The sequence below is a fragment of the Streptomyces sp. NBC_01232 genome (assembly GCF_035989885.1).
In the GTDB taxonomy this organism is placed as follows: Bacteria; Actinomycetota; Actinomycetes; order Streptomycetales; family Streptomycetaceae; genus Streptomyces.
The window spans coordinates 4,576,389-4,600,104 of record NZ_CP108518.1 but is presented as its reverse complement, the minus strand read 5'-3'; the positions used below and the strand labels follow the sequence as shown (position 1 = coordinate 4,600,104).

Here is a 23,716-nt window from a genome sequence, read left to right as displayed (position 1 = left end):
GCTCCCTGCAGCGGGGAGGGGCCATTCGCACTCCGTTCTCGCGCGGACCGAGTCGTGATATAGGTCTAAACCAATTCTCGGCTACCCCTTGTCACCTGGGCCGCTGACTGATGAGCTATGCCCGGGGACACAACGGACACCCTGGGAAAGGGAGATGTCGTGAGCAATGAGAGTCTGGCCAATCTGCTCAAGGAGGAGCGGCGGTTCGCACCGCCCGCCGATCTGGCCGCCGCCGCCAATGTGACCGAGGCTGCGTACGCACAGGCCGACGCGGACCGGCTGGGCTTCTGGGCCGAGCAGGCGCGGCGGCTGACCTGGGCCACCGAGCCGACCGAGACGCTCGACTGGACGAACCCGCCCTTCGCGAAGTGGTTCGCGGACGGCAAGCTCAACGTCGCGTACAACTGCGTGGACCGCCACGTCGAGGCCGGCAACGGCGACCGCGTCGCCATCCACTTCGAGGGCGAGCCCGGCGACAGCCGCGCGATCACCTACGCCGAGCTCAAGGACGAGGTCTCCAGGGCCGCCAACGCCCTGACAGAGCTGGGTGTCGAGGCCGGCGACCGGGTCGCCGTCTACCTTCCGATGATCCCCGAGGCGGTCGTCGCGATGCTCGCGTGCGCCCGCGTCGGCGCCGCGCACTCCGTGGTCTTCGGCGGCTTCTCCGCCGACGCCGTCGCCTCCCGCATCCAGGACGCCGACGCCAAGCTGGTGATCACCGCCGACGGCGGCTACCGCCGCGGCAAGCCCACCGCCCTGAAGCCCGCCATCGACGACGCCGTCGCCAGGTGTCCGCAGGTCGAGCACGTGCTCGTCGTGCGCCGCACCAACCAGGACACCGCCTTCACCGAGGGCCGCGACGTCTGGTGGCACGATGTGGTCGGCCGGCAGTCCGCCGAGCACACCCCGCAGCCGTTCGATGCCGAGCACCCGCTCTTCATCCTCTACACCTCGGGGACCACGGGTAAGCCCAAGGGCATCCTGCACACCTCCGGCGGCTACCTCACGCAGGCCGCGTACACCCACCACGCGGTCTTCGACCTGAAGCCGGAGACCGACGTCTACTGGTGCACCGCCGACATCGGCTGGGTCACCGGGCACTCCTACATCGTCTACGGGCCGCTCGCGAACGGCGCCACCCAGGTGATGTACGAGGGCACCCCCGACACGCCGCACCAGGGCCGGTTCTGGGAGGTCGTCCAGAAGTACGGCGTCACCATCCTCTACACCGCGCCCACGGCGATCCGTACGTTCATGAAGTGGGGCGACGACATCCCCGCGAAGTTCGACCTGTCGAGCCTGCGCGTGCTGGGATCGGTCGGCGAGCCGATCAACCCCGAGGCCTGGATCTGGTACCGCAAGCACATCGGCGGCGACCGCTGCCCGATCGTGGACACCTGGTGGCAGACCGAGACCGGCGCGATGATGATCTCCCCGCTGCCGGGCGTCACCTCCACGAAGCCGGGCTCCGCGCAGCGCGCCCTGCCGGGAATCTCCGCCACCGTCGTGGACGACGAGGCGCACGAGGTGCCCAACGGCGGGGGCGGCTACCTGGTCCTCACCGAGCCGTGGCCGTCGATGCTGCGCACCATCTGGGGTGACGACCAGCGGTTCATCGACACCTACTGGTCGCGCTTCGAGGGCAAGTACTTCGCGGGCGACGGCGCCAAGAAGGACGACGCCGGCGACATCTGGCTGCTCGGCCGGGTGGACGACGTCATGCTGGTCTCCGGACACAACATCTCGACCACCGAGGTCGAGTCGGCGCTCGTCTCGCACCCGTCGGTCGCCGAGGCGGCCGTGGTCGGCGCGAACGACGAGACCACCGGCCAGGCCATCGTCGCCTTCGTGATCCTGCGCGGCAGCGCCTCCGAGACCGAGAACCTGGTCGCGGACCTGCGCAACCACGTGGGCAACACGCTCGGCCCGATCGCCAAGCCGAAGCGGATCCTGCCCGTCCAGGAACTGCCGAAGACCCGCTCGGGCAAGATCATGCGCCGTCTGCTGCGCGACGTGGCCGAGAACCGCGCGGTCGGTGACGTCACCACGCTCGCCGACTCCTCCGTCATGGACCTGATCCAGAGCAAGCTCCCCGCCGCCGGCAGCGAGGACTGAGACACCGGCACGAACACAGGCAGGGACACGGTTCACGGACACACCGAAAGGGTCACCCGGCGCGCTGCGCCGGGTGACCCTTTCGCACTTAAAGTGATGATCGCCGGATACGTCCTCGTGTGCGCCCTGTAAGGTATTCAAAGCGTAAAGAAAGACCACAGGGTGCGCCGGGAAGTCTGGTCGGCAATGAGCTTCGTCATGCCGTCCAACCGACCCCGGAGGTGTCCCTCGTGGCCGCGCCCAGCCCCACCGACCACAAGAGCGGCAAGCTGCTCGGCCGGCTCACCCTGCCCGAGCGCCGCTTCGTCGCCGATGCCCTGCGCACCGAGACCGTCGGCGGAGTCCTGCTGCTCGTGGCCGCGATCGCCGCCCTCCTGTGGGCGAACATCCCCGCCGTATCCGACAGCTACGCCGACATCCGGTCCTTCCACATCGGCCCCGCCTCCCTCGGCCTGGACCTCTCGCTCCAGCACTGGGCCGCCGACGGACTCCTCGCCGTCTTCTTCTTCGTCGCCGGGATCGAGCTCAAGCGCGAGCTCGTCGCGGGCGATCTGCGCAACGCAAGGGCGGCCGCGCTCCCGGTGATCGCCGCCCTGTGCGGTATGGCCGTACCCGCGGTGGTCTACGTCATCGTCAACACCGTGGGCGACGGCTCCACGGACGGCTGGGCCGTCCCCACCGCCACCGACATCGCCTTCGCGCTCGCCGTCCTCGCCGTCATCGGCACCTCACTGCCGTCGGCCCTGCGCGCCTTCCTGCTGACCCTCGCGGTCGTCGACGACCTCTTCGCCATCCTGATCATCGCGGTGTTCTTCACCAGCGACATCGACTTCCTCGCGCTCGGCGGCGCGTTCGTGGGCCTGGCCCTCTTCTGGTTCCTGCTCCACCGCGGCGTCCACGGCTGGTACGTCTACGTCCCGCTCGCCCTGGTCATCTGGGGCCTGATGTACAACAGCGGAGTCCACGCCACCATCGCCGGCGTCGCCATGGGCCTGATGCTCCGCTGCACCCGCCGCGAGGGTGAGCAGCAGTCCCCCGGTGAGCACATCGAGCACTTGGTCCGGCCCCTGTCGGCCGGGCTCGCCGTGCCCCTCTTCGCCCTCTTCTCCGCCGGTGTCTCCCTCTCCGACCACGCCATCGCCCAGGTCTTCACCCGGCCCGAGACCCTCGGCGTCGTACTCGGCCTCGTCATCGGCAAGACCGTCGGCATCTTCGGCGGCACCTGGCTGGCCGCCCGCTTCACCAAGGCCGAGCTGAACGAGGACCTGGCCTGGCCCGACGTACTCGCGGTGGCCGCGCTCGCCGGCATCGGCTTCACCGTCTCCCTCCTCATCGGCGAACTCGCCTTCGCCGACGACCCGGTGCTCACCGACGAGGTCAAGGCCGCCGTCCTGATCGGATCCCTGATCGCCGCCGTGATCGCGTGCGTGATGCTCAAGCTCCGCAACCGCAGGTACCGGGCGCTCACCGACGCCGAGGAGCGCGACGAGGACCACGACGGCATCCCGGACATCTACGAGGAGGACAACCCCGCGTACCACTTGCGGATGGCCAGGATCTACGAGGACAGGGCCGCGGAACACCGCCGCAGGGCCGAGGACGCGGCCGCCGCCGCGCTCCAAACGGCAGCCGGGTCCACCGCCGAGGGCGACCGTCCGGCATGATCTGACTGACGACGCAGGACAGCCGCGCCGCCCGGCAGCAGACGACAGAGGGAGAGAGCGATGAGCGCAGTGGACCAAGAGGCGCAGGGAGCCGAGCGCACACTCGGCCAACTGGTCGCCTCGGCCACCGCCGAGATGTCCGCGCTGGTGCACGACGAGATCGCCCTCGCCAAGGCGGAGATCCGCGAGGACGTCAAGCGCGTGGGCAGCGGGTCCGCCTCGATGGTGGCCGCCGGAGTGCTCGCGCTCTTCTCCGTCCCGGTGCTGACCTTCGCCGCGGCGTACGGGATCCACAACCTCGGGCTCGGGCTCGCGTGGTCCTTCCTCATCGTCGGCGGCGCGTTCCTGCTGATCGCGGGCGTGCTCGTACTCATCGGCGTACGCAAGTTCAAGAAGGTCAAGCCGCCGGAGAAGTCCATCGCCTCCGTCAAGCAGACCGCCGCGCTGGTCCAGACCGTCAAGCCGCACCCGCGGCCGGTGAGTGACAAGGCTGTGGGTGTGGCACGCTCGTCCTCATGACAGCGCCCACGCCGGACCCCAGCGTTCCTCCCACAGCTGCCACGGCGGTACGGCTCGACCTTCCCGGCGGGCGGACGGTGACGCACCGGGACGTCGCTGCCAACGGCGCCCGCTTCCACGTCGCCGAGCTGGGTGACGGACCGCTGGTGCTGCTGCTCCACGGCTTCCCGCAGTTCTGGTGGACCTGGCGGCACCAGATGACCGCGCTCGCCGACGCCGGGTACCGGGCGGTCGCGATGGACCTGCGCGGTGTGGGCGGCAGCGACCGCACCCCGCGCGGCTACGACCCCGCCAACCTGGCCCTCGACATCACCGGGGTCGTACGGTCCCTCGGCGAGCCGGACGCCGCCCTCGTCGGGCACGACCTGGGCGGCTACCTCGCCTGGACGGCGGCCGTGATGCGGCCCAAGCTGGTGCGCCGCCTCGTCGTCTCCTCCATGCCGCACCCGCGCCGCTGGCGCTCGGCGATGCTCTCGGACTTCGGGCAGACACGGGCGAGTTCGCACATCTGGGGCTTCCAGCGGCCGTTCGTTCCCGAGCGTCAGCTCGTCGCCGACGGCGGGGCCCTCGTGGGTGAGCTGATCCGGGACTGGTCCGGGCCGCGGCTGCCGGAGGACGAGGACCTGGCCGTGTACCAGCGGGCCATGTGCATCCCGTCCACCGCGCACTGTTCGGTCGAGCCGTACCGCTGGATGATGCGGTCGATGGCCCGTCCCGACGGGATCCAGTTCAACCGGCGGATGAAGCGGCCGGTGCGGGTGCCGACGCTGCATCTGCACGGATCGCTCGACCCGGTGATGCGGACGCGGAGCGCGGCCGGTTCCGGGGAGTACGTCGAAGCCCCGTACCGGTGGCGGCTGTTCGACGGGCTCGGGCACTTCCCGCACGAGGAGGACCCGGTCGCCTTCTCGTCGGAGCTGGTGAACTGGCTGAAGGACCCCGAGCCGGACCGCTGACCGACCCCTGGGCGGACGGCAGTTCACTCATACGCTTGTCCTACGAGCATTCAATTGCCTCGCGCATAGGCCAATTGGCCGCCCGTGACGGGGTTACGGACCTTGGGGCACGGGCAGAGCTCGGAGTATGAGCTGGACGCACGACTACGGTGACACCGCGCACGAACGACGCTCGGCAGCGACGCCGGGCACCCACGAGAGGGCCGGCCGGCACGGCCACGACCCCCGCCTCGGGATTCCGCTCATCCTGCGACGCCGGGCCCGCTGGGTCTCCGCGCGCCTGCGTCATCCACGGACGTAGGGACCCTGCGGGGGCGGGGCGTCGTACCGGGTCGTATCAGAGGGCGCAGCCCTGGCTGTCGACCCGGCGTACGGCGTCCTTGCCGATCCGGATGTCGTCGCGGATCTCGTCCACCGTCAGCACGTAACCGGTGTTGGGGTCGTCCAGGGACTTCGCGAAGACGACTCCGTACACCTTGCCGTCGGGCGTCAGCAGCGGTCCGCCGGAGTTGCCCTGGCGAACGGTCGCGAACAGCGAGTAGACGTCCCGCCGGACGGTCCCGCGGTGATAGATGTCCGGTCCGTTGGCGTTGATCCGGCCGCGGACGCGGGCGGAGCGGACGTCGTACGCGCCGTTCTCCGGGAAGCCGGCGACGATCGCGTCGCTGCCGCTCGTCGCGTCCTTCTCGGAGAACTCCAGCGCCGGGGCCTTCAGCTTGGGCACGTCCAGGACGGCGATGTCGCGCGCCCAGTCGTAGAGCACGACCTTGGCGTCGTACAGCTTGCCCTCGCCGCCGACCTGCACGGTGGGCTCGCCGACGCCGCCGACGACGTGCGCATTGGTCATCACCTTGCCGGGCGCGAAGACGAAGCCCGTGCCCTCCAGCACCTTGCTGCAGCTGGGTGCGGTGCCGACGACCTTCACGATCGAGCGCTTCGCCTGGTCGGCGACGGGGCTGCTGGCGAGCGCGGGGTCGGGCGCCTTGACCTCGGTGATGGGCTCGTTGGAGAACGGGCTGAACACCTGCGGGAAGCCGTTGCGCGCGAGCGTGGAGCTGAAGTCGGAGAACCAGGTGTTCGCCTGGTCGGGCAGCACGCGCGACACGCCGAGGAGGACCTTGGAGTTGCGGACCTCCTTGCCCAGCGTGGGGAGCGAGGTCCCGGCGAGCGCGGAACCGATCAGCCAGGCCACCAGCAGCATCGCGACCACGTTGACCAGGGCCCCGCCCGTCGCGTCGAGCGCGCGTGCGGGTGACCAGGTGATCTGGCGGCGGAGTTTGCTCCCGAGATGGGTGGTCAGGGCCTGGCCGATCGAGGCGCAGATGATGATCGCGACGACGGCGATGACGACGACGGTGGTGGACACCTGGGTGCCGTTGTCCGTCACCCGGTCCCAGATCAGCGGGAGCAGGGACACGGCGACGAGGCCACCGCCGAGGAAGCCGATCACCGACAGGATGCCGACGACGAACCCCTGGCGATAGCCGACGATCGCGAACCACACGGCGGCGAGCAGCAACAGGATGTCCAGCACGTTCACGTGGGCCACCGTCTCATGCGCGCCAGTCGAGCGGGACCTGCCGCGAGCGGTCCCAGGGACGCTCCCAGCCCGCGAAGTGCAGGATCCGGTCGATCACTCCGGCGGTGAAACCCCAGACCAGAGCCGATTCGACGGTGAAACCCGGACCCAGGTGACCGCTCGGGTGAACGGTCATGACCCGGTGTTCGGGATCCGTGAGATCGGCCACGGGCACCGTGAAGACCCGGGCCGTCTCGGCCGGGTCCACGGCGCCCACCGGGCTGGGGGCACGCCACCAGCCGAGGACCGGGGTGACCACGAACTCGCTGACGGGAATGTAGAGGCGGGGCAGCACACCGAAGAGCTGAACACCGGAAGGATCAAGTCCGGTTTCTTCCTCGGCCTCGCGCAGCGCGGCGCGCAGCGGGCCGGTGGTGTGCGGATCGCCGTCCTCCGGATCCAGCGCACCGCCGGGGAAGGACGGCTGGCCCGCATGCGAGCGGAGGGTGCCGGCGCGCTCCATGAGCAGCAGCTCGGGGCCGCGGGCGCCCTCCCCGAAGAGGACGAGCACGGCGGACTGCCGCCCCCGGCCGTCCTCGGGCGGCAGGAAGCGGCTCAGCTGGCCCGGCTGAACGGACCGGGCGGCCCGGACGACGGGATCGAGCCAGTCCGGCAGGCCGTCGGTCGTGACGGCCGGGCCGCCGCCCTCGCGGGATCCCACCGTGGTTCCGGCCTCGTCCCGTGTACCGCGCATCATGGGCACCCCTGTCCGCCTCGTCCTGTCCAGCACCGTCTCCCACACCACAAAACGCGGTCCGGGTACCGATTCGTTCCTACAGCCCCAAAGCCCTGCAGTCCGGCAAAACCTGCCCCCTCACGGCCCTGCGTCCGCTATGGGGCGCCAGCAAGCCGCCAAGGAGCCGTCAGGGAGCCGCTAGGGCGCCGTGTCCGCCACGGCGCCGCCCAGCGGCGGGGCCGGCAGCCCCGGATAGTCCGGGGGCGGGGTGAGCCGCTGGCCCGGCTGGCCGCCCTTCTCGTACTTGAGCAGCTTCTTCGCCTTCTCCGGGTCGGTCTCACCCTCCCCGTACGCCGGGCAGAGCGGGGCGATCGGACAGGCCCCGCAGGCCGGCTTGCGGGAGTGGCAGATCCGGCGGCCGTGGAAGACGACCCGGTGCGAGAGCATCGTCCACTCGCTCTTCGGAAAAATCGCGCAGATCTCCGCCTCGACCTTCTCCGGGTCCTCCTGCTCGGTCAGCTTCCAGCGGCGCACCAGCCGGCCGAAATGGGTGTCCACCGTGATCCCCGGGACACCGAACGCATTGCCGAGGACCACGTTGGCCGTCTTCCGGCCCACTCCGGGCAGGGTGACCAGGTCCTCGATCCGGCCCGGCACCTCCCCGCCGAAGTTGTCCCGCAGGGCCTGCGAGAGGCCGAGCAGGGACCTCGACTTGGCCCGGAAGAACCCGGTCGGCCTGATGAGCTCCTCCAGATCCTCCGGGGCGGCCGCGGCCATGTCCTCGGGGGTCGGGTAGGCGGCGAAGAGGGCCGGGGTCGTCTGGTTCACGCGCAGGTCGGTCGTCTGCGCGGACAGCACCGTCGCGACGAGCAGCTCGAAGGGATTGCGGAAGTCGAGCTCCGGATGGGCGTACGGATAGATCTCGGCCAGCTCACGGTTGATGCGCCGCGCCCTGCGCACCATGGCCAGGCGGGATTCCGGCTTGGCCGACTTCGGTTTCTTGGCCGAAACTTTGCCCTGAGGGGTGGCCGCAGCCCTCGCGGACGTCTTCACTGGGACATGTTCGCCCACGGCAGAATTTTGGGGCTCCGTCACTCCGGCGGACCCCTTGGCCTGTGCTCTCACCGGCTTATTGGACACCCGGCCAGCCTAAGGCCGGCCGCTGACACCCGCCCGGACCTCAGGTAACACCACTCCGATTGGCCTCTGGCCGCACAGCACGCCCGTCCGTCCGGCATCCTTGTGATTGATCGCACTGTTTGAGCCGTCCGGCAAAATGGGGAGCACGGTCCCCTGAGCTGGTCGACATAGGAGAGAGACTCGTGGACGACGTTCTGCGGCGCGCCCCGCTCTTCGCGGCGCTCGATGACGAGCAGGCCGCGGAGCTCCGCGCCTCCATGGGCGAGGTGACCCTCGCACGCGGTGACGCCCTGTTCCACGAGGGCGACCCCGGCGACCGGCTGTATGTCGTGACCGAGGGCAAGGTGAAGCTCCACCGCACCTCCCCCGACGGCCGCGAGAACATGCTGGCCGTCCTCGGCCCCGGCGAGCTGATCGGCGAGCTGTCGCTCTTCGACCCGGGCCCGCGCACCGCCACCGCCACCGCGCTGACCGAGGTCAAGCTCCTCGGCCTCGGCCACGGTGACCTCCAGCCCTGGCTCAACGCCCGGCCCGAGGTCGCGACCGCGCTGCTGCGCGCCGTCGCCCGCCGCCTGCGCAAGACCAACGACCAGATGTCCGACCTGGTCTTCTCCGACGTTCCCGGCCGTGTGGCGCGGGCGCTCCTCGACCTGTCGCGCCGGTTCGGCGTGCAGTCGGAGGAGGGCATCCACGTGGTGCACGACCTCACGCAGGAGGAGCTCGCCCAGCTCGTCGGCGCCTCGCGCGAGACCGTGAACAAGGCCCTGGCCGACTTCGCGGGCCGCGGCTGGCTGCGCCTGGAGGCCCGCGCGGTCATCCTGCTGGACGTGGAGCGCCTCGCGAAGCGCTCGCGCTGACGCCTGCCACAGCTGTTGGAGGGGTCCTGCCCGACCGGGCGGGGCCCTTTCGCGCGTTACGGGCCCGACGCCGCCACAGGGGCGCTCCGCGGCGCGTGAACGGCGCCCGGGTCGGCCGCCCCGGGCGACCCGGCGGGCACAGTGGAGCCATGGAGCACAGAGGGCTGGACGCGTCCGGGTACTTCGAGCGGGAGGGCTCCCTCGGGCGGGTTCAGGACGGGTTCAGGGGCCTCGTGGCCGCCGCACGGGCGCGGACCGCCGAGGCGTACGGCCGGCGGCTGCACAGCGCGTACCTGTACGGGTCCGTGCCGCGCGGGACGGCCCGGCCCGGGCGGTCCGACCTGGACCTGCTGCTCGTCCTGCACCACGAGCCCTCCGACGACGACCGCGACACCGCCGAGGTCCTCGCGCGCGGGCTCGACGAGGACTTCCCGGAGGTCGACGGCGTCGGCATCCTGCTCCAGGACAAGGCCGCCGTGCTGAGCGAGGCGGAACGATTCGACCTGGGCTGGTTCCTCGCCTGCCTGTGCACCCCGCTGCTCGGCGCCGACCTGGCCGAGCACCTGCCGCGCTACCGCCCGGACAGCCTGCTCGCCCGCGAGACCAACGGGGACCTGGCCGACGTACTCCCCGAATGGCGGACCCGTGTGCGGGAGGCGTCGACCCCGCAGGAGTACCGGAAGCTGAGCCGCCGCTTCTCGCGGCGCCTGGTGCGCACCGCCTTCACGCTGGTCATGCCCCGGTGGGGCGGCTGGACCAGCGACCTCGGCGAGTCCGCGGAGATCTTCGGCATGTACTACCCCGAGCGCGCGGCCCAGCTGCGGGAAGCGGCCGCCGTCGCGCTGGATCCCGTAGCGGACCCGGAGGTGCTGCGCTCGTACGTCGAGGACCTCGGGCCCTGGCTCGCGGACGAGTACACGGCCCGGCACGGCACCAGGACACGGCGCCGGGGCGTGCCGGCAACGTAGCGACGGCGCCCCGAGGGCGCGTCCCCGGCCGCCGGACGGCTTCAGGCCTTCTCGGCCCCGGCCCCGGGCCCGGCCCCGGCCTGGGGCTGAGGCCGGCTCCGGGCCTCGGCCCGGGTCAGGGTCTCGGCGAGGGCCTCGACGGCCAGCTTGGCCTCCGCCAGGCCCGCGCCGGTGATCCGGCGGTACTCCTTGATCGCCGATATCTGCCGGTCGGCCCTGATCAGGTCGCGCACCTCGGCCATCCCGGCCGGCTCCGGCTCCTCGATGCCGAAGTGCTCCAGCACCAGGGCCAGGCGGCGCTCCGTCCGGTCCGCCTTGAGCTGGAGGCTCTGCACGCGCAGGGTCACCGTCGAGGTGATCCATCCGGCCGTGGCGATCAGCACGACCAGCAGGAACACGGTGTTCATTCGGGCCCCCCAGGGATCAGTCCGTGATCTTGAAGGTACTCGAGCTGCGCCCGGACGGACCATTCCGCGGCCGGCCACAGCGACCGGTCCACGTCCGCGTAGACCTGCGAGACGACGGCCTCCGGCGTGACGAAGCCGTTCTCGACGGCCGTTTCAACCTGCGCGAGCCGGTGAGCACGATGGGCCAGATAGAACTCCACGGCGCCCTGTGCGTCCTCCAGGACCGGTCCGTGGCCCGGCAGGACGGTGTGCACCCCGTCGTCCACGGTGAGCGAGCGCAGGCGGCGCAGGGAGTCCAGATAGTCGCCGAGGCGGCCGTCGGGGTGGGCGACGACGGTGGTGCCGCGGCCCAGGATCGTGTCGCCGGTCAGGACGGCCCGGTCGGCCGGCAGGTGGAAGCAGAGCGAGTCGCTGGTGTGGCCCGGGGTCGCCACCACGCGCAGCTCCAGCCCGCCGGTCCGGATCACGTCCCCGGCGGCCAGACCCTCGTCGCCGAGGCGCAGGGCCGGGTCCAGGGCGCGGACCTTGGTACGGGTGAGCTCGGCGAAGCGGCCCGCGCCCTCGGCGTGGTCGGGGTGGCCGTGGGTGAGCAGGGTGAGGCCGATCCGCTTGCCCGCCCGCTCGGCGGTGGCGATGACCTCCCTCAGGTGCACGTCGTCCAGCGGGCCGGGGTCGATCACGACGGCGAGGTCGGAGCCGGGCTCGGAGACCAGCCAGGTGTTGGTGCCGTCGAGGGTCATCGCGGAGGCGTTGGGAGCCAGGACGTTCACCGCGCGGGCGGTCGCGGGCCCGGAGGTGACGACTCCGCGGGGCTGGCCGGGCAGTGCGGCGGCATCGGTCATGCGGGGCCTCCGGGGCCTGCGGGACGTCCGGGGACGCGCTTGGTGAACTCGTCGTGCCCCGGCCAGCTGAGCACCACCTCGCCGTCCTCCAGCGTGGCCCGGGCCAGCACCGGGGTGAGGTCCTGCCCGGCCGCGGCGGCGAGCGCGCCCGCGGCGCTCCCGTACGGCTCCAGGGACCGCAGGGTGGAGATGGTGGGCGGCATCATCAGCAGCTCGCCCTTGTCGTAGCCGGCGGCCGCGTCGGCCGGGCGGATCCACACGGTCCGGTCGGCCTCGGTGGAGGCGTTGCGGGTGCGCTGGCCCTCGGGCAGGGCGGCGACGAAGAACCAGGTGTCGTAGCGGCGCGGCTCGAACTCGGGGGTGATCCAGCGCGCCCAGGCACCGAGCAGGTCGGAGCGCAGCCGCAGGCCGCGGCGGTCGAGGAACTCAGCGAAGGACAGCTCCCGCGCCACGAGGGCCTGCCGGTCGGCCTCCCAGTCGTCCCCGGTGGTGTCGCCGACGATCGTGTCCGGGGTCTGCCCGGCGAGCAGGACGCCCGCCTCCTCGAAGGTCTCCCGTACCGCGCCGCAGACGATGGCCTGGGCGGTGCGGGGATCGGTCCCGAGCCGGACCGCCCAGTCCTCCTGGGACGGACCCGCCCAGCCGACCTGGTGCTCCTCGTCCCGGGGATCGACCCCGCCACCCGGATAGGCGTACGCGCCCCCGGCAAAAGCCATGGAGGTCCGCCTGCGCAGCATGTGCACGGCGGGACCGTCGGGTGTGTCGCGCAGGAGCATCACGGTGGCGGCGCGCCGCGGCGCGACCGGTGTGAGCGAGCCGTCCGCGAGCGCGCGGATGCGGTCGGGCCACTCCGGCGGGTACCACTGGCCTCCGGCGGAGGGCTGCTGCTGACCATGCTGACCATTCGGCATGGCCGGATGCTACGGCCATCCGGCCCGATGTTCGAGGGTCACCCGTCGCGGCGGCAGTGACGGGCCGCCCGCACGGGCCGTCCCGGTGGCGCCGCGCAGGCACCACGCAGGACGGGCCGGGCACCGCGCTGCTCGCGCGACCCGGCCCGCCCCGGCGGAACCGCCCCGAAGGGTCAGGCTCCGGCGACCAGCTCGACCTGGATCTCGATCTCGACCGGTGCGTCCAGCGGCAGGACCGCCACGCCGACCGCACTGCGGGCGTGGACGCCCTTCTCGCCGAGGACCGCGCCCAGGAGCTCGCTCGCGCCGTTCAGCACGCCCGGCTGGGCCGTGAAGTCGGGGGCGGAGGCGACGAAGCCGACGACCTTCACGACACGCGCGATCTTGTCGAGGTCACCGACGACCGACTTGACCGCGGCCAGGGCGTTCAGCGCGCACGTGGCGGCCAGCTCCTTGGCCTGCTCCGCCGAGACCTCGGCGCCGACCTTGCCGGTGACCGGCAGGTTGCCCTTGATCATCGGGAGCTGGCCCGCGGTGAAGACGTACGAGCCCGACCGCACGGCCGGCTGGTACGTGGCCAGCGGCGGAACGACCTCCGGCAGGGTCAGGCCGAGTTCGGCCAGCTTCGCCTCTACAGCGCCGCTCATGCCTTCTCCCGCTTGAGGTACGCCACGAGCTGCTCGGGGTTGTTCGGGCCGGGCACGACCTGGACGAGCTCCCAGCCGTCCTCGCCCCAGGTGTCCAGGATCTGCTTGGTGGCGTGAACCAGCAGCGGGACCGTCGCATATTCGAACTTCTTGGTCATGGGAGCGAGGGTAGTGCCTGTGGTGCGGGGCGCATGCCGCCCCCGGAACCGGCGGCCGGGCGTAACGCAGCTCACCCCCGAACACTCCCGCAGGACCACCCGGCACCACCGCAGCCGAACCGGAGGAATTAGGCTCGGACGCTGTGAGCAGGCTCCAGGTGGTCAGCGGCAAGGGCGGCACCGGCAAGACCACGGTCGCCGCAGCACTCGCGCTTGCCCTCGCACGCGAGGGCGGCCGGACTCTTCTCGTGGAGGTCGAGGGCAGGCAGGGGCTCGCGCAGCTCTTCGGCGCCGAGGCGCTCCCGTACGAGGAGCGGAAGATCGCCGTGGCGCCCGGCGGGGGCGGTGAGGTCTTCGCGCTCGCCATCGACGCCGAACGGGCGCTGCTGGACTACCTCCAGATGTTCTACAAGCTCGGCTCGGCCGGCCGCGCGCTCAAGAAGCTCGGCGCCATCGACTTCGCGACGACCATCGCCCCGGGGCTGCGCGACGTGCTGCTGACCGGCAAGGCCTGCGAGGCGGTGCGGCGCAAGGACAAGGCCGGCCGGTACGTCTACGACCACGTGATCATGGACGCGCCGCCGACCGGGCGGATCACCCGGTTCCTGAACGTCAACGACGAGGTGGCGGGCCTGGCCCGGTTCGGGCCGATCCACAACCAGGCCCAGGCCGTCATGAAGGTCCTCAAGTCCCCCGAGACGGCGGTGCACCTGGTCACCCTCCTGGAGGAGATGCCCGTCCAGGAGACCGCCGACGGCATCGAGGAGCTGCGCGGAGCCGGGCTGCCGGTCGGACGGGTCATCGTCAACATGGTCCGGCCCCACCATCTCGACGAGGACACCCTGCGCAGCGCGGCCGAGGACCACCGGGCCGAGGTGGCGAAGGCGCTGTCCCGGGCGGGTCTCGGCGGCGCGCGCCGCGGCGGGCTGGCCGAGCGGCTGGTGGACCCGCTGCTCACGCAGGCGGCCGAGCACGCGAGCCGCGTGGAGCTGGAGCGCGCGCAGCGCGGCGTACTGGCGGGGCTGGACCTGCCGACGTACGAACTTCCGCTGCTCGGCGCGGGGATGGACCTGGCCGGGCTGTACGCGCTGGCCAAGGAATTGCGGAAGCAGTCGGTGGCCGAATGAGCGAGGGGGTGGACACCGTGGGCATGGACACTCCGCCGCGGCTGGCGGTCGACCGGCTGTTGGACGACCCGGAGACCCGGATCATCGTGTGCTGCGGGGCGGGCGGGGTCGGCAAGACCACCACCGCCGCGGCGCTCGGCGTACGGGCGGCCGGGCGCGGGCGCAAGGCGGTCGTGCTCACCATCGACCCGGCGCGGCGCCTCGCGCAGTCGATGGGGATCGACTCGCTGGACAACACCCCGCGCAAGGTGGAGACCGTGGGGGCGGGCGGCGGTGAACTGCACGCCATGATGCTGGACATGAAGCGCACCTTCGACGAGATCGTCGAGGCGCACGCGGACGGCGAGCGGGCCCGGGCCATCCTCGCCAACCCCTTCTACCAGTCCCTGTCGGCCGGCTTCGCGGGCACGCAGGAGTACATGGCGATGGAGAAGCTCGGGCAGCTGCGGGCCCGGGACGACTGGGACCTGATCATCGTCGACACTCCGCCGAGCCGGTCCGCGCTGGACTTCCTGGACGCGCCGAAGCGGCTCGGGTCCTTCCTGGACGGGAAGTTCATCCGGGTGCTGATGGCTCCGGCGAAGGTGGGCGGCCGGGCGGGGATGAAGTTCCTCAATGTCGGCATGTCGATGATGACGGGCACCCTCAGCAAGCTGATGGGGGCCTCGCTGCTGAAGGACGTCCAGACCTTCGTGGCCGCGATGGACACGATGTTCGGCGGCTTCCGCACGCGTGCGGACGCGACCTTCCGGCTCCTCCAGGCTCCCGGCACGGCGTTCCTGGTGGTCGCCGCGCCCGAGCCGGACGCCCTGCGCGAGGCGGCGTACTTCGTGGAGCGGCTGGCCGCGGAGAAGATGCCGCTGGCCGGTCTGGTGCTGAACCGGGTGCACGGCAGTGGCGCCGACCAGCTGTCCGCCGAACGGGCGTTGTCCGCCGCAGAGAATCTTGAAGAAGGCGGCATTGTGGATCAGGAGTCCGGGAAAGCTGGACTTCGTGACTCGGGCGCGGAACCCACGGGAACCGCCGAGACCGCCGGGTCCACCCGGACGGAACGAACCGCACGGACCGCTCAGACCACACGGACCGCGAACCCTCCCGAGACAGGCTCCCCCGGCACCGAAGGCGACACCCCGGTCGCCGGCACCGCAGGCACCGACGCCGCGGTCGCCGACACTGCGGTCGTCGACCGGATCACGGCAGGACTGCTGCGCCTGCACGCCGAGCGCATGCAGGTGATCGCGCGTGAACAGCGCACACGCGATCGCTTCACGTCACTCCACCCCGAGGTGGCGGTGGCCGAAGTGGCCGCCCTGCCCGGCGATGTGCACGACCTCGCCGGGCTGCGGGCCATCGGAGAACGACTCGCGGCCGGGGTACCGGCCGGAGCGTAGGCGTTCGTACGCCGTGGCTGCCGTGTGGTCTACCCGGCTGCCGCGTATGTCTCGTACGACACGTCGATCTCCGCGTCTGCATCCATGGTGAGGATGCCCGTACTGCGCTCGTATTCCGTACGTGCGGTTTCGAGCAGCCGTCGCCACGAGGTGACGGTGGGACGCCGGCGCAGCAGCGCACGTCGTTCCCGCTCGGTCATTCCGCCCCACACGCCGAACTCGACACGGTTGTCGAGCGCGTCGGCCAGGCATTCGGTCCGCACCGGACAACCGGTGCACACCGCCTTGGCCCTGTTCTGTGCCGCTCCTTGAACGAATAGTTCATCCGGATCGGTAGTGCGGCAGGCTGCCTGCGCACTCCAGTCGGTAACCCAGCCCATCCCGGCGCCGTCCTCTCCCGAATCGAGGCTCCCCCACGGCGGTAGCGGCATATTCACCGCTACCAGTTGAGGACGTTACGGAAGGCGAGCACAGTGCAACACCCCCGACGGGCCCAATCTTGAATGGTCCGAACGGACTATGGGTAAGCGGCAGATCACCCGACGGAGTGATCCGGCGACATGCCCGGCCATTGCGGCAATTCGGGTGTAATCGTCGGTTCGGCTTCAGCAGAGGGGCCAGATTCGGACATGTGTCCACCCCATTCGGGAAGGGTGAAAATCAAGCCGAGGGGTTGATGTCGCACCACACTGCTGTGACAGTTGGGGACAGCTTAGGCCAAGGCATTCGCGTGTGTCCGGCGAATGAGAACGTAGGCTGCCCCCTATGGGAAAGAAGCGCTCGGGCGGCGGGCTCACGGGGAGCCAGCAGGCCGCCAAGTTCCTCGGGGTGTCCGTTCTCTCCGGGGTTGTACTGGCCGGCATGGCGATTCCGGCTGCAGGCGCCCTGGGCCTGGCGGCCAAGGGGACGGTCGAGGGATTCGATGAGATCCCGGCCAATCTCAAGACTCCGCCACTGAGCCAGCGGACCACGATTCTGGACGCAGAGGGTGGCTTGATCGCCACCGTCTATTCACGCGACCGTCAGGTGGTCCCGCTCACGGCGATCTCCCCGTACATGCAGAAGGCGATCGTCGCGATCGAGGACTCGCGTTTCTACGAGCACGGCGCGGTCGACCTCAAGGGCATCCTGCGCGCGGTCAACCGCAACGCGCAGGAAGGCGGCGCCGCACAGGGCGCCTCCACCCTCACCCAGCAGTACGTGAAGAACGTCTTCGTCGAAGAGGCCGGCGACGACGAGACCAAGGTGCGCGAGGCCCAGGAGAAGAGCCTCGGGCGCAAGATCCGCGAGCTGAAGTACTCGATCCAGGTCGAGGAGGAGCTCGGGAAGAAGAAGATCCTCGAGAACTACCTCAACATCACGTACTTCGGCCAGCAGGCGTACGGAATCGAATCCGCGGCCCAGCGCTACTTCAGCAAGCCGGCCAAGGACCTCGCTCTGGAGGAGTCCGCGCTGCTCGCCGGCGTCGTCCAGTCGCCGAGCCGGTACGACCCGGTGAACGACGTGCAGGAGGCGACGAAGCGCCGCAACATCGTCCTCCAGCGGATGGCCGACACCAAGGACGTCTCGCAGGCCGAGGCGGACGCGGCGAAGGCCAAGCCGGTCACCCTCAAGGTGACCAAGCCGAAGAACGGCTGCATCACCGCGGTCAAGGGCGCGGGCTTCTTCTGCGACTACGTGCGCAACTCCTTCCTGACCGACACCGTCTTCGGCAAGACGCGCGAGGACCGGGCGAAGATCTGGAACCAGGGCGGCCTGACCGTCCGCACCACCCTGGACCCGCAGTCACAGGACGCGGCCAATGAATCGATCAAGGACCACGTCTACCAGGAGGACTCGATCGCAACGGCTGTGACCATGGTCCAGCCGGGCACCGGCCGGGTCCTGGCGATGGGTCAGTCCAAGCCGTACGGCTTCGGGAAGAACGAGACGCAGATCAACTACTCCGTGGACAAGCGGATGGGCGGCTCGAACTTCGGCTTCCAGGTCGGCTCCACGTTCAAGCCGTTCATCGCGGCGGCCGCCCTGGAGCGGGGCATGCCGCCGACGAAGGTGTACCAGGCGCCGAACAAGATGAACTACCCGGCGTCGATCTCCCGCTGCGACGGCACGGAGTGGCTGAACCTGCCGATCGACGGCAAGATCCAGACGGCGAAGAACGAGACCGAGGACGAGATCGGTCCGTACGCGCTGCGGACGGCGATGGAGAAGTCCATCAACACGTACTTCGTCGAGATGATCGGCGAGATCGGCCTCTGCCCGGTGACGGAGATGACGCAGAAGCTCGGCGTGGTCCCGGCCGACGGCTCCAAGCTCCCCGAGGCCCCCTCCATCGCGCTCGGCTCCGCCGAACTCTCCCCGCTGACGATGGCCAACGCCTACGCGACCTTCGCCAACCGCGGCATCTTCTGCACGCCGGTCGCCATCGAGTCGATCACCGACCCGCACGGCAAGGCGCTCGCCGTGCCGAAGTCCAAGTGCGACCGGGCGATGTCCACCGAGACGGCCGACACCATCAACACCCTGCTGCGCGGAGTGGTCGACTCCGGTACAGGTGAGCGGGCCGGCCTGAGCGACCGCGACAGCGCCGGCAAGACCGGTACGACGGACGGCCGCTACAACGCCTGGTTCGTCGGCTACACGCCGAACATCTCCGGCGCCGTGTGGGTCGGCTCGGGCGGCGCGAAGAAGATCTCGATGGAGAACATCGTGATCGGCGGCAAGCCCTTCGACAAGGTCTTCGGCGGTGGCCTGCCGGGCCCGATCTGGAAGGACGCGATCAGCGGCGCGCTGTCCGGCCGCGAGTCCGGGAACTTCACCACGGTCGGCATCCCGGAACCGAACGTCCCCCCTTCCGGTGGCCCGCGCGGCAACAAGCCGAGCACGAACCCGAACCGGCCCGGCAAGCCCGGCGGTGACGGCAAGCCCGGCGGGCGGCCCGGCGGTCAGAACGCCGGAGCCACCGGGGGTGCCACGGGCGGCGTGGAACCGCAGCCCCCGTTCCCCGGGATCACGCTCGACCCGGGCACCGGCGGCGTGATCGGCGGCCGCGACGACCAGTAGCGGTCGGCGCACACAGCAAGAGGGGGAGGGCCCCGGCCGATTTCGGCCGGGGCCCTCCCCCTCTTGCTGCGCCTGGTCTTGCTCTGCGGTCCTACGCGAGCTGCTGCTTGACGACGGCGGCGACACGCCCGCCCTCCGCCAGCCCGGCGACCTTCGGGTTCACGATCTTCATGACGGCGCCCATGGCCCGCGGCCCCTCGGCACCCGCCGCCCTGGCCTCCTCGACGGCCTGCGCAACGATCGCGACGAGCTCGTCGTCGCTGAGCTGCTTGGGCAGGTACGTGTCGAGGAACTCGCCCTCCGCGGTCTCCCGGGCGGCCTGCTCGGGACGGCCGCCCTGGGCGAAGGCATCCGCGGCCTCACGGCGCTTCTTCGCCTCCTTGGCGATCACCTTGAGGACTTCCTCGTCGGAGAGCACACGGGCCTCCTTGCCCGCGACCTCCTCCTTGGTGATGGCGGAGAGGGTCAGGCGCAGCGTGGACGAGTGCAGCTCGTCACGCGCCTTGATGGCGGTCGTGAGGTCTTCCTGGAGCTTGGCCTTGAGCGTGGTCATGCAGCTGAGTCTGCCAGGTACGGGGCCGGTGGCGCTCACTGGTTTTCCGGGTCTGCGACGATGGGTCCATGCGTGCGCGTTACGGAGTACCCCTGAAGGCAGCTGCCGGAATCGCTGCGGTGGGGGCCGCGGGTGTGGCCTATGCCGCCGGTTTCGAGGCGCGGTCCTTCCGCCTGCGCCGGGTGACGGTCCCGGTCCTTCCCCGGGGGATGCGCCCGTTGCGCGTACTCCAGGTGTCCGACATCCATATGGTCGGCGGGCAGCGCAAGAAGCGCGCCTGGCTGCAGTCCCTCGCGGGCCTGCGCCCCGACTTCGTCGTGAACACCGGCGACAACCTCTCGGACACCGAGGGCATCCCCGAGCTGCTCGACGCGCTGGGCCCCTTGATGAACTTCCCGGGCGTGTACGTCTTCGGGTCGAACGACTACTACGGGCCGCGGCTGCGCAACCCCGGGCGCTACCTGATCGAGAAGACCCAGGGCCGGCACGGGCTGAACGGGAACAAGCCGGTCGTCGGCGCCGTCCACAACCCGTGGGAAGAGATGCGGGACGCGTTCGACGCGGCCGGCTGGCTGAACCTCACCAACACGCGGGCCCGGCTGAAGCTGGACGGCCTGGAGCTGGCCTTCACCGGGCTCGACGACCCGCACATCAAGCGGGACCGCTACGCGGAGGTCGCCGGCGGGCCGGAGGCGGGCGCGGACTTCTCGATGGCCGTGGTGCACGCCCCGTACCTGCGCGTGCTGGAGTCCTTCACCGCCGACCGGTACCCCCTGATCCTCGCGGGCCACACCCACGGCGGACAGCTGTGCATCCCCTTCTACGGGGCGCTCGTCACCAACTGCGACCTGGACACCAAGCGGGTGAAGGGGCTCTCCACGCACGAGGCAGAGGGCAACCGCGCGTTCCTGCACGTCTCGGCCGGCTGCGGCACCAACCGGTTCACCCCGGTCCGCTTCGCCTGCCCGCCGGAGGCGACGCTCCTGACGCTCACCCCGAAGGCGTAACACGCTGCCGGAACGACCGCACCGGCGCGCCTCGTCCCCGTGGTGCTCCGGGCCCTGATCCGCACCGCGGCCGTGGTGGGGCTGGTCATCGAGTGCGCGTAAGGGAGCGTGCCCGTCGTCCTGAGCCACTTCACGATCTGGACGAACATCCTGGTCGCGGTCGTCCTCGGGCTGTCCGCGGCACGCGCCTGGCGGCGCCTGGTCACCCCGGCCGGCGCCCTCCTGGACTTCCTCCTCCTCACGGCGCCCCGCACCCTGCGCCCGCGGCACGCCGCGCAGTGGCTCGCGTACCCGCTGGCGCACGTGACCTTCGCGCTGATCCGCGGCCCCGCGAAAACCGGATTTCGTCTCCGGCGAGAGGTCCGCTAAAGTAATCGATGTCGCCAGGGCAGCAAGTGCTGCGGGGCGGCGATCGGGGTGTAGCGCAGCTTGGCAGCGCGCTTCGTTCGGGACGAAGAGGTCGTGGGTTCAAATCCCGCCACCCCGACAGAGTAAAACCAGGTGAGAGCCGGTGCAGAGAAATCTGCACCGGCTCTTTCTGCGTCCGGGCGACCAACCGAGCGACTAAGGGTTCGGAGCGACCTCTCCTCGAGCGGGACCCCCTTGTCGCCTTCTCTGTCCGCTGATCACCGGCGGCGAGCCGGTCCCGGCGCGGTCCGGCTCTCACCCGGCCTCGACGGTGCCCGCGCCTGCAGAGCGGGCAGGGGGCTTTCGTCGTGTGCGGGAGGGTCACACGGCTCCTGCCCCGTCAAGACACGGCTTTTCGAGTCATGACCCTCATCAGTGCGGACGGGCCTACTTGATGCGTGGTCACGCTGAAAGGTGGCGGGGCCGAACCGATCCGGCGGTTGCGTTGCTGCCGGACACACCTCAAGGAGCAGGCATGGTCCACAACCTTCCCGCCCCCGCCCCCAAGCGGCACATCGCCCGCCTCGGAAGGTGCGTCACCGCGGCGGCCTTCGTCTCCGCCGCGATCGCGATGCCGGCTTCCACCGGGGCAGAGCGCGACGCGGCCAAGGCCAAGACCAGGGGCCAGCTGATCGACAACGGACCGAAGCTCACCGGCATACCGGGCCTGTGATCCTCGGCTCCGGGCGACGTCCCTTCCGGAGCCCGTGCCCCGCCTTCGTCGGCACGAGCCTCTCGGGCTCCGACGGGATCCGCGAGGCGACGGAGGAGATCCGGTCCGCGACTCCGGAGTGCAAGGGGACCCGGTAGCCACGACCGCCGTCAGTAAGGGCGCGGGGACATGATGTGGGGCTCCGTGGGCGGAGCCTCGAAGAGGCAGCGGGGGACGCCCGGGCCCGGGGTCGCGCGGACGGAGACGCGGGTCGGGGGGTCCGTGGGCAGCTCGACGTGCACCGTCACCGGGTGATCGTCGTGCGTCGTGGCGTGTCCGGTCTCCTTGCCGTCGACCAGTACCTCCACGACGGCGGTGTGCCCGGTCTGGACGGTGGCGCTGACCGAGTGCCCGTTGTGGTCGATGTGGAAGTGATGGCGCCGGCCCATGTGATCGCCTCCTGGCAGTACCCCCCTCACGACCAGGGTAGCCACGGGAGCCGCGGAGTGCCTTGTGCAGCGGCCCGGGCGGTGTGGCCGCTGCGGCAACTCGGCAACGGCGGAAACGTTTCTGACGGGCTTGTACACCCGGTCCTATGATGCGAGCCGGACAGCAGTTCACTCGACGAGGAGGAACCGTGGCAGTGGCCGCCGATGACCAGCAGCCGGTCGAGCAGCCCGCGGCCCGGGGGGTCTGCGAGGAGCTCGCGCGGAACATGGCGTCCGGCTGGGCCCACACCGAGGCGCACGATCTGCCGCCGATACCCCAGGCGGGCCGCACCGCCGCCCGCCGGGCCGCACTGTCGGCCCGCTTCCCCGGGGAGCGCCTGGTCGTCCCGGCCGGCAACCTGCGGATCCGCTCGAACGACACCGAGTACCCCTTCCGTGCCTCGACCGAGTACGCGTACCTCACCGGCGACCTCAAGGAGGACGGGGTCCTGGTGCTGGAGCCGGCGGACGGCGGCCACGAGGCCGCCCTGTACCGGCTGCCCCGCTCCGACAAGGAGAACGGCGAGTTCTGGCTCGACGGCCAGGGCGAACTGTGGGCCGGCCGCCGTCGCAGCCTCACCGAGGCCGGGGCCCTCTACGGCATCCCCTGCCGCGACGTGCGCACGGCGGCCGGTCTGCTGCGCTCGGCCGGCGGCCCCGTACGCGTGGTACGCGGGCACGACACGGGCATCGAGGCGGCGCTCGCCGATATGACCACCGCCGAGACGGACGAGGAGCTGCGCGTCTTCCTGTCCGAACTTCGCCTGGTCAAGGACGCGTTCGAGATCGGCGAGCTGCAGAAGGCCGTCGACTCCACCGTCCGCGGTTTCGAGGACGTCGTGAAGGTCCTCGACAAGGCCGAGGCCACCTCCGAGCGCTACATCGAGGGCACCTTCTTCCTCCGTGCCCGCGTCGAGGGCAACGACGTCGGCTACGGCTCCATCTGCGCCGCCGGCCCGCACGCCTGCACCCTGCACTGGGTCCGCAACGACGGCGACGTCCGCTCCGGCGACCTGCTGCTGCTCGACGCCGGCGTGGAAACCCACTCCCTCTACACCGCCGACGTCACGCGCACACTCCCCATCAACGGCACCTACACCGACATCCAGCGCAAGATCTACGACGCGGTCTACGCCTCCCAGGAAGCCGGCATCGCCGCGGTGAAGCCGGGTGCGAAGTTCCGCGACTTCCACGACGCCTCCCAGCACGTCCTGGCCGAGAAGCTCGTCGAGTGGGGGCTGCTGGAAGGCCCGGTCGAGCGGGTCCTGGAGCTGGGCCTGCAGCGCCGCTGGACCCTCCACGGCACCGGTCACATGCTCGGCATGGACGTCCACGACTGCGCCGCCGCCCGCCGCGAGGCATACGTCGACGGAACCCTCGAGCCCGGCATGTGCCTGACCGTCGAGCCCGGCCTCTACTTCCAGACCGACGACCTGACCGTGCCCGAGGAATACCGCGGCATCGGCGTCCGCATCGAGGACGACATCCTCGTCACCGAGGACGGCAACCGGAACATGTCGGCCGGACTGCCCCGCACCTCGACCGAGGTCGAGGCCTGGATGGCGCGCCTGAAGGGCTGACCCTCCGG

At 70.7% G+C, this 23,716-nt stretch carries 24 protein-coding genes and 1 tRNA gene; 14 read left to right on the top strand and 11 right to left on the bottom strand.

Annotated features, from left to right (window positions below; genetic code table 11):
* The first annotated feature begins 117 nt into the window (after window positions 1-117).
* From acs to OG444_RS21265, 4 genes are all read left to right on the top strand, one after another.
* Complete coding sequence (gene acs / locus OG444_RS21280) at window positions 118-2,115, top strand: acetate--CoA ligase (RefSeq protein WP_327263676.1); 1,998 nt, start codon at window positions 118-120, stop codon at window positions 2,113-2,115.
* Window positions 2,116-2,345: 230 nt separating this feature from the next.
* A complete protein-coding gene (gene nhaA, locus OG444_RS21275) occupies window positions 2,346-3,779 on the top strand; it encodes a Na+/H+ antiporter NhaA (protein ID WP_327263675.1) in 1,434 nt (477 codons plus the stop codon).
* A gap of 60 nt (window positions 3,780-3,839) precedes the next feature.
* Complete coding sequence (locus tag OG444_RS21270) at window positions 3,840-4,298, top strand: phage holin family protein (RefSeq protein WP_327263674.1); 459 nt, start codon at window positions 3,840-3,842, stop codon at window positions 4,296-4,298.
* Complete coding sequence (locus OG444_RS21265; RefSeq protein ID WP_327263673.1) at window positions 4,295-5,254, top strand: alpha/beta fold hydrolase; 960 nt, start codon at window positions 4,295-4,297, stop codon at window positions 5,252-5,254. Before OG444_RS21270 ends, OG444_RS21265 begins: the two co-directional genes overlap by 4 nt.
* Window positions 5,255-5,591: 337 nt before the next feature.
* On the opposite strand, the gene OG444_RS21260 is transcribed toward OG444_RS21265, so the two are convergent.
* The 3 genes from OG444_RS21260 to nth all read right to left on the bottom strand — a co-directional run bounded on the left by OG444_RS21260 (window position 5,592) and on the right by nth (window position 8,562).
* The gene (locus OG444_RS21260; protein WP_327263672.1) at window positions 5,592-6,794 is read right to left on the bottom strand and encodes a MarP family serine protease; all 1,203 of its coding nucleotides are present in this window, start codon (window positions 6,792-6,794) and stop codon (window positions 5,592-5,594) included.
* A gap of 13 nt (window positions 6,795-6,807) precedes the next feature.
* Complete coding sequence (locus OG444_RS21255; RefSeq protein WP_327266872.1) at window positions 6,808-7,527, bottom strand: NUDIX hydrolase; 720 nt, start codon at window positions 7,525-7,527, stop codon at window positions 6,808-6,810.
* Window positions 7,528-7,707: 180 nt separating this feature from the next.
* On the bottom strand, window positions 7,708-8,562 hold the full coding sequence (gene nth / locus OG444_RS21250; RefSeq protein ID WP_327263671.1) for an endonuclease III: 855 nt from the start codon (window positions 8,560-8,562) through the stop codon (window positions 7,708-7,710).
* Between the two features lie 269 nt (window positions 8,563-8,831).
* On the opposite strand from nth, the gene OG444_RS21245 reads away from it, so the two are divergent.
* Window positions 8,832-9,506, top strand: coding sequence for a Crp/Fnr family transcriptional regulator (locus OG444_RS21245; RefSeq protein WP_003981529.1), 675 nt, complete (start codon window positions 8,832-8,834; stop codon window positions 9,504-9,506).
* Between the two features lie 149 nt (window positions 9,507-9,655).
* Window positions 9,656-10,474, top strand: a complete 819-nt coding sequence (locus OG444_RS21240) for a nucleotidyltransferase domain-containing protein (RefSeq protein ID WP_327263670.1) — start codon at window positions 9,656-9,658, stop codon at window positions 10,472-10,474.
* A 41-nt stretch (window positions 10,475-10,515) separates the two neighbouring features.
* On the opposite strand, the gene OG444_RS21235 is transcribed toward OG444_RS21240, so the two are convergent.
* The 5 genes from OG444_RS21235 to OG444_RS21215 form a co-directional block, all read right to left on the bottom strand.
* Window positions 10,516-10,881, bottom strand: coding sequence for a hypothetical protein (locus OG444_RS21235; RefSeq protein ID WP_327263669.1), 366 nt, complete (start codon window positions 10,879-10,881; stop codon window positions 10,516-10,518).
* On the bottom strand, window positions 10,878-11,723 hold the full coding sequence (locus tag OG444_RS21230; RefSeq protein WP_327263668.1) for an MBL fold metallo-hydrolase: 846 nt from the start codon (window positions 11,721-11,723) through the stop codon (window positions 10,878-10,880). The genes OG444_RS21235 and OG444_RS21230 overlap by 4 nt, the downstream gene beginning before the upstream one ends.
* The gene (locus OG444_RS21225) at window positions 11,720-12,634 is read right to left on the bottom strand and encodes an NUDIX hydrolase (protein WP_327263667.1); all 915 of its coding nucleotides are present in this window, start codon (window positions 12,632-12,634) and stop codon (window positions 11,720-11,722) included. Before OG444_RS21225 ends, OG444_RS21230 begins: the two co-directional genes overlap by 4 nt.
* 173 nt (window positions 12,635-12,807) lie before the next feature.
* Window positions 12,808-13,281, bottom strand: coding sequence for a RidA family protein (locus OG444_RS21220; protein WP_327263666.1), 474 nt, complete (start codon window positions 13,279-13,281; stop codon window positions 12,808-12,810).
* Entirely contained in the window at window positions 13,278-13,439 is a 162-nt protein-coding gene (locus tag OG444_RS21215) for a DUF4177 domain-containing protein (protein WP_007264966.1), read from the bottom strand. The genes OG444_RS21220 and OG444_RS21215 overlap by 4 nt, the downstream gene beginning before the upstream one ends.
* A 143-nt stretch (window positions 13,440-13,582) precedes the next feature.
* On the opposite strand from OG444_RS21215, the gene OG444_RS21210 reads away from it, so the two are divergent.
* Window positions 13,583-14,566, top strand: coding sequence for an ArsA family ATPase (locus OG444_RS21210; protein ID WP_327263665.1), 984 nt, complete (start codon window positions 13,583-13,585; stop codon window positions 14,564-14,566).
* On the top strand, window positions 14,563-15,957 hold the full coding sequence (locus OG444_RS21205; RefSeq protein ID WP_327263664.1) for an ArsA family ATPase: 1,395 nt from the start codon (window positions 14,563-14,565) through the stop codon (window positions 15,955-15,957). Before OG444_RS21210 ends, OG444_RS21205 begins: the two co-directional genes overlap by 4 nt.
* A gap of 29 nt (window positions 15,958-15,986) precedes the next feature.
* Here OG444_RS21205 and OG444_RS21200 read toward each other — a convergent pair whose 3' ends face one another.
* Entirely contained in the window at window positions 15,987-16,337 is a 351-nt protein-coding gene (locus OG444_RS21200; RefSeq protein WP_030009547.1) for a WhiB family transcriptional regulator, read from the bottom strand.
* Window positions 16,338-16,722: 385 nt separating this feature from the next.
* Here OG444_RS21200 and OG444_RS21195 point away from each other — a divergent pair, with 385 nt between their 5' ends.
* The gene (locus tag OG444_RS21195) at window positions 16,723-19,020 is read left to right on the top strand and encodes a transglycosylase domain-containing protein (protein WP_327263663.1); all 2,298 of its coding nucleotides are present in this window, start codon (window positions 16,723-16,725) and stop codon (window positions 19,018-19,020) included.
* 91 nt (window positions 19,021-19,111) lie between these two features.
* Here OG444_RS21195 and OG444_RS21190 read toward each other — a convergent pair whose 3' ends face one another.
* The gene (locus tag OG444_RS21190; protein WP_327263662.1) at window positions 19,112-19,573 is read right to left on the bottom strand and encodes a GatB/YqeY domain-containing protein; all 462 of its coding nucleotides are present in this window, start codon (window positions 19,571-19,573) and stop codon (window positions 19,112-19,114) included.
* Window positions 19,574-19,641: 68 nt separating this feature from the next.
* On the opposite strand from OG444_RS21190, the gene OG444_RS21185 reads away from it, so the two are divergent.
* From OG444_RS21185 to OG444_RS21170, 4 genes are all read left to right on the top strand, one after another.
* Window positions 19,642-20,580, top strand: coding sequence for a metallophosphoesterase (locus OG444_RS21185; RefSeq protein WP_327263661.1), 939 nt, complete (start codon window positions 19,642-19,644; stop codon window positions 20,578-20,580).
* Between the two features lie 108 nt (window positions 20,581-20,688).
* Window positions 20,689-20,949 (top strand): hypothetical protein, encoded by a 261-nt coding sequence (locus OG444_RS21180; RefSeq protein ID WP_327263660.1) that lies wholly within the window; start codon window positions 20,689-20,691, stop codon window positions 20,947-20,949.
* Window positions 20,950-20,993: 44 nt separating this feature from the next.
* Window positions 20,994-21,067: transfer RNA gene (locus tag OG444_RS21175), tRNA-Pro, on the top strand.
* 396 nt (window positions 21,068-21,463) lie between these two features.
* Entirely contained in the window at window positions 21,464-21,661 is a 198-nt protein-coding gene (locus OG444_RS21170; RefSeq protein WP_327263659.1) for a hypothetical protein, read from the top strand.
* A gap of 149 nt (window positions 21,662-21,810) precedes the next feature.
* Here the strand turns inward: OG444_RS21170 and OG444_RS21165 are convergent, their stop codons facing one another.
* On the bottom strand, window positions 21,811-22,089 hold the full coding sequence (locus OG444_RS21165) for a hypothetical protein (RefSeq protein ID WP_327263658.1): 279 nt from the start codon (window positions 22,087-22,089) through the stop codon (window positions 21,811-21,813).
* A gap of 149 nt (window positions 22,090-22,238) precedes the next feature.
* Here OG444_RS21165 and OG444_RS21160 point away from each other — a divergent pair, with 149 nt between their 5' ends.
* A complete protein-coding gene (locus tag OG444_RS21160; RefSeq protein WP_442810773.1) occupies window positions 22,239-23,708 on the top strand; it encodes an aminopeptidase P family protein in 1,470 nt (489 codons plus the stop codon).
* Window positions 23,709-23,716 lie beyond the last annotated feature (8 nt).

Coding starts and splice junctions, on each gene's coding strand:
- OG444_RS21240 (WP_327263670.1), top strand. CDS start 9,656: ATGGAGCACAGAGGGCTGGACGCGTCCGGGTACTTCGAGCGGGAGGGC.
- OG444_RS21230 (WP_327263668.1), bottom strand. CDS start 11,723: ATGACCGATGCCGCCGCACTGCCCGGCCAGCCCCGCGGAGTCGTCACC.
- OG444_RS21185 (WP_327263661.1), top strand. CDS start 19,642: ATGCGTGCGCGTTACGGAGTACCCCTGAAGGCAGCTGCCGGAATCGCT.
- OG444_RS21165 (WP_327263658.1), bottom strand. CDS start 22,089: ATGGGCCGGCGCCATCACTTCCACATCGACCACAACGGGCACTCGGTC.
- OG444_RS21190 (WP_327263662.1), bottom strand. CDS start 19,573: ATGACCACGCTCAAGGCCAAGCTCCAGGAAGACCTCACGACCGCCATC.
- OG444_RS21160 (WP_442810773.1), top strand. CDS start 22,239: ATGCGAGCCGGACAGCAGTTCACTCGACGAGGAGGAACCGTGGCAGTG.
- OG444_RS21270 (WP_327263674.1), top strand. CDS start 3,840: ATGAGCGCAGTGGACCAAGAGGCGCAGGGAGCCGAGCGCACACTCGGC.
- OG444_RS21215 (WP_007264966.1), bottom strand. CDS start 13,439: ATGACCAAGAAGTTCGAATATGCGACGGTCCCGCTGCTGGTTCACGCC.
- OG444_RS21205 (WP_327263664.1), top strand. CDS start 14,563: ATGAGCGAGGGGGTGGACACCGTGGGCATGGACACTCCGCCGCGGCTG.
- acs (WP_327263676.1), top strand. CDS start 118: ATGCCCGGGGACACAACGGACACCCTGGGAAAGGGAGATGTCGTGAGC.
- OG444_RS21195 (WP_327263663.1), top strand. CDS start 16,723: ATGGGAAAGAAGCGCTCGGGCGGCGGGCTCACGGGGAGCCAGCAGGCC.
- OG444_RS21225 (WP_327263667.1), bottom strand. CDS start 12,634: ATGCCGAATGGTCAGCATGGTCAGCAGCAGCCCTCCGCCGGAGGCCAG.
- OG444_RS21220 (WP_327263666.1), bottom strand. CDS start 13,281: ATGAGCGGCGCTGTAGAGGCGAAGCTGGCCGAACTCGGCCTGACCCTG.
- OG444_RS21170 (WP_327263659.1), top strand. CDS start 21,464: ATGGTCCACAACCTTCCCGCCCCCGCCCCCAAGCGGCACATCGCCCGC.
- OG444_RS21200 (WP_030009547.1), bottom strand. CDS start 16,337: ATGGGCTGGGTTACCGACTGGAGTGCGCAGGCAGCCTGCCGCACTACC.
- OG444_RS21235 (WP_327263669.1), bottom strand. CDS start 10,881: ATGAACACCGTGTTCCTGCTGGTCGTGCTGATCGCCACGGCCGGATGG.
- OG444_RS21255 (WP_327266872.1), bottom strand. CDS start 7,527: ATGCGCGGTACACGGGACGAGGCCGGAACCACGGTGGGATCCCGCGAG.
- OG444_RS21265 (WP_327263673.1), top strand. CDS start 4,295: ATGACAGCGCCCACGCCGGACCCCAGCGTTCCTCCCACAGCTGCCACG.